The organism is Flavobacterium sp. (assembly GCF_044361065.1).
GTDB lineage: Bacteria > Bacteroidota > Bacteroidia > Flavobacteriales > Flavobacteriaceae > Flavobacterium.
Genome location: NZ_JBIKJI010000219.1, coordinates 1 through 2,692 on the forward strand (window position 1 = coordinate 1; position 2,692 = coordinate 2,692).

The following is a 2,692-nucleotide window of genomic DNA, read 5'->3' on the forward strand; positions in this document are numbered from 1 at the left end:
TTCCAATACTACCTTTTTATCCACTTTAAGCTCTTGATTTTCAGTAGTGGCTTGTAAACGTGTTGTTTTTTCGTTAATGATAATATCAACGGGCATTTTAAAATCGGCAGTTACATTTTCCCATTTATAATTCAGTTTATTATTAGATTTTGAAAGTACTAATTTTGGTATTTTTGTAGTGGTTAAATAGTGCTGAAATACAGAAGTTAAATCGATACCACTTTCTTTATTAAAGAAATCAATTACCGTTTTCGTATCTATAATTTGTTTTTTATACGTTTCAGAATAGTTGTAAAGTAATTTCCACCATTTTACATCATCATTAATAATATGTCTAATGGTATTCAGCATTAAGGCGCCTTTATAATACATATCACCACTTCCTTCTCGGTTTACACCAAATTGCCCAATAATTGGACGGTCGTTTTGTACACTTCTTGATTGTCCGTTTACGTATTTAATAGCTTCATCATATCCTTTAATGCATTCAATAAAAACGGTTTCTGTGTAGGTTGTAAAGCCTTCGTGAATCCACATATCGGCAATATCTTTGCTTGTAATGCTGTTACCAAACCATTCGTGTCCGGTTTCGTGAATCGTAATATAATCGAAAAACATTCCGGCACCCGTTCCAGATAAGTCCATTCCAAGATATCCTTTTTTGTACTTATTTCCGTATGCTACAGCACTTTGGTGTTCCATACCTAAATAAGGCGTTTCCACTAATTTATAACCATCTTCAAAAAACGGATATTTTCCAAATTTCGATTGAAAGCAATTCATCATCGGTTTCACATCATTGTCAAAATGTTTACGAGCTGTTTCTTCGTTGTATCGCAACACATAATAATCTAAGTCTAAACCTTCGTGATTATCGTGAATATGCACATAATCGCCAATGTTTACTGTGATATCATAATTATTAATTGGGTTTTTTACTTCCCAATCCCAACGCGTGTAACCGTCTTTTAAGTCGGTTGAACCCAAAAATCTTCCGTTGGAAACATTCATTAATCCATTTGGTACGGCTACTTTTATACTTGCTCCGTTGTCTGGTTCATCCGTTTGAGAATCTTTACACGGATACCATAAACTCGCACCAGTTCCTTGCACAGCGACACCAATCCAAGGGTTTTGTTTTTTATCTTTTGTAAATACAAAACCACCATCCCAAGGTGCATTTTTAGCAATGATAGGATTTCCATAGTACGAAATTCTTAATTTATGGATTTCTCCTTTTTTTAATATGTTCGGAAAATGAATAAATACGGCGTTAAATTCTCTTGTACATTCTATTTTAGGAATATTATCTAATCTTATACCATCAATTATCATATTTTCAAACAAATCTACTTGGATTTTATTTGTATCATCGTCAACTTTAAATGTTATCGTGTTGGAACCAAATAGCCATTTTTTTTCAGGATCAATTCTAATGTCTAATTCATATCGCAAAACATCATAACACGTTCTTTCTTCACGAAGTCCACCTTGTAGCGAATCTTTACGAGAAAATTCTTGCGCTTCAATTTGATTGAAAACGAATAGAAAAAAGGTAAATAGAAGTGTTTTTTTCATAGTAAAGAAAGTAAATTTAAAATATGAAACGTAATTAATAAATTATAAAGATGCTTTCAGCAATACAAGTTTGCGATTTTTTACAGATTACTGATAACTTAACACTGCCAACTAAACCTGAATAACCCCTAAATTAAATTTCTTTTCAATAGGCGAGTGGTTGGCGGCTTCAATTCCCATAGAAATCCAAGTTCTGGTATCTAAAGGGTCAATAATTGCATCTGTCCATAATCTGGAAGCGGCGTAATAGGGCGACACTTGCGCATCATATTTGGCTTTAATTTTATCAAATAATTCTTTTTCTACTGCTTCATCTACAACTTCTCCTTTGTTTTTTAAGGAAGCGGCTTCAATTTGCGCGAGTACTTTTGCAGCTTGCGTACCACCCATAACGGCTAACTCAGCACTTGGCCAAGCGAAAATTAATCTTGGGTCGTAAGCTTTTCCACACATAGCGTAATTTCCAGCACCATAGGAATTTCCTACTACAACTGTAAATTTAGGCACAACAGAATTGGCAACTGCATTTACCATTTTAGCACCATCTTTAATGATTCCGCCGTGTTCCGATTTGCTTCCTACCATAAAACCCGTTACGTCTTGTAAAAAGACTAAAGGAATTTTCTTTTGGTTGCAATTGGCAATAAATCGAGTCGCTTTATCCGCACTTTCCGAATAAATTACGCCACCAAACTGAATTTCACCTTTTTTAGTTTTTGAAACCAAACGCTGATTGGCAACTATTCCTACTGCCCAGCCCTCAATTCTGGCATAACCCGTAATAATGGTTTGACCATAACCGGCTTTGTATTCATCAAATTCTGAATTATCCACTAAACGTTTAATAATTTCGTTCATATCATATTGATCCGTACGTAATTTTGGTAAAATTCCGTAAATGTCTTTTGGATCTAAAGCGGGTTTTACAGGAGTTTCTCTGTTAAATCCAGCTTTGTCATAATCGCCAATTTTTGAAACAATACTTTTAATTCTGTCTAAAGCAGCTGCATCATCTTTAGCTTTAAAATCGGTAACCCCTGAAATTTCACAATGTGTCGTTGCGCCACCAAGTGTTTCATTATCAATAGTTTCGCCTATCGCGGCTTTTACTAAA

General features: G+C 34.5%; 2 protein-coding genes. Both read right to left on the minus strand.

Annotation, left to right across the window (positions count from 1 at the left end; translation table 11 throughout):
• A partial coding sequence (locus ACIQ11_RS10185) for a M1 family metallopeptidase (RefSeq protein ID WP_396154578.1) occupies window positions 1-1,578 on the minus strand: 1,578 nt, incomplete at its 3' end.
• Between the two features lie 111 nt (window positions 1,579-1,689).
• On the minus strand, window positions 1,690-2,692 hold a 1,003-nt coding region (locus ACIQ11_RS10190), incomplete at its 5' end, for an acyl-CoA carboxylase subunit beta (protein WP_396154579.1).